Genomic DNA, 1,175 nt, shown 5'->3' on the forward strand with positions numbered 1-1,175 from the left:
CGAACACGACCGTTAAGCCCTCCAGCGCCGATGGTACTTGGACCGAAGGGTCCTGGGAGAGTAGGACGTTGCCAAGCGGATATTCCCTGATAGCTCAGTTGGTAGAGCACTCGACTGTTAATCGAGTTGTCACAGGTTCGAGTCCTGTTCGGGGAGCCATGCTCTCATAGCTCAGCAGGTAGAGTGCTTCCATGGTAAGGAAGAGGTCACCGGTTCGAATCCGGTTGAGAGCTCCACAGATTTGCAAGGCCCGTTGGTCAAGGGGTTAAGACACCTCCCTTTCACGGAGGTAACATGGGTTCGAATCCCATACGGGTCACCAACTTTTACTTGTACTTACCCTTAGAGGGTCCCATAGATATGGAGGCTTAGCTCAGCTGGGAGAGCATCTGCCTTACAAGCAGAGGGTCGGGGGTTCGATCCCCTCAGCCTCCACCATAATCTTCTTGAGAGATTATGGGCAACATAGAGGTACCATCAATGGGGATTAGCCAAGTGGTAAGGCAACGGACTTTGACTCCGTCACTCATAGGTTCGAATCCTATATCCCCAGCCAAGTGCGAGCCATTAGCTCAGTTGGTAGAGCACCTGACTTTTAATCAGGGTGTCGAAGGTTCGAGTCCTTCATGGCTCACTTTTATTATTACATGCGCGTGTGGCGGAATGGCAGACGCACCAGACTTAGGATCTGGCGTTTCACGACGTGGGGGTTCAAGTCCCTTCACGCGCACCACTTATTGCGGACGTGGCTCAGCGGTAGAGCATCGCCTTGCCAAGGCGAGGGTCGCGGGTTCGATTCCCGTCGTCCGCTCCATAATTTTGCGCCCTTAGCTCAGCTGGATAGAGCGTTTGACTACGAATCAAAAGGCCGGGAGTTCGAATCTCTCAGGGCGCGCCATTTTTTTATTAAGCAATTATAATATTTTAACGGGATGTAGCTCAGCTTGGTAGAGCACCTGGTTTGGGACCAGGGGGTCGCATGTTCAAATCGTGTCATCCCGATTTTCACCTTTGCGGGTGTAGTTCAATGGTAGAACTTCAGCCTTCCAAGCTGATAGCGTGGGTTCGATTCCCATCACCCGCTCCATAATTTTATAGTAACGGGATGTAGCTCAGCTTGGTAGAGCACCTGGTTTGGGACCAGGGGGTCGCATGTTCAAATCGTGTCATCCCTC

At 52.0% G+C, this 1,175-nt stretch carries 12 tRNA genes and 1 rRNA gene; all 13 read left to right on the top strand.

Annotated features, from left to right (window positions below):
- A 5S ribosomal RNA gene (gene rrf, locus PAENI_RS33200) occupies positions 1-77 on the top strand; the annotation flags it as partial.
- A gap of 6 nt (positions 78-83) precedes the next feature.
- Positions 84-159: transfer RNA gene (locus tag PAENI_RS20865), tRNA-Asn, on the top strand.
- Between the two features lies 1 nt (position 160).
- Positions 161-236, top strand: a tRNA-Thr gene (locus PAENI_RS20870).
- Positions 237-247: 11 nt separating this feature from the next.
- Positions 248-322 (top strand) — tRNA-Glu (locus tag PAENI_RS20875).
- 40 nt (positions 323-362) lie between these two features.
- Positions 363-438 (top strand) — tRNA-Val (locus tag PAENI_RS20880).
- A 43-nt stretch (positions 439-481) separates the two neighbouring features.
- Positions 482-556: transfer RNA gene (locus PAENI_RS20885), tRNA-Gln, on the top strand.
- Positions 557-561: 5 nt separating this feature from the next.
- Positions 562-634 (top strand) — tRNA-Lys (locus PAENI_RS20890).
- Positions 635-649: 15 nt separating this feature from the next.
- Positions 650-733: transfer RNA gene (locus PAENI_RS20895), tRNA-Leu, on the top strand.
- A gap of 6 nt (positions 734-739) precedes the next feature.
- Positions 740-814: transfer RNA gene (locus PAENI_RS20900), tRNA-Gly, on the top strand.
- A gap of 7 nt (positions 815-821) precedes the next feature.
- Positions 822-898 (top strand) — tRNA-Arg (locus PAENI_RS20905).
- Between the two features lie 30 nt (positions 899-928).
- Positions 929-1,002, top strand: a tRNA-Pro gene (locus PAENI_RS20910).
- Between the two features lie 11 nt (positions 1,003-1,013).
- Positions 1,014-1,087: transfer RNA gene (locus tag PAENI_RS20915), tRNA-Gly, on the top strand.
- Between the two features lie 14 nt (positions 1,088-1,101).
- Positions 1,102-1,175, top strand: a tRNA-Pro gene (locus PAENI_RS20920).

The organism is Paenibacillus sp. B2(2019), assembly GCF_008370385.1.
Taxonomy (GTDB): domain Bacteria; phylum Bacillota; class Bacilli; order Paenibacillales; family Paenibacillaceae; genus Paenibacillus_AQ.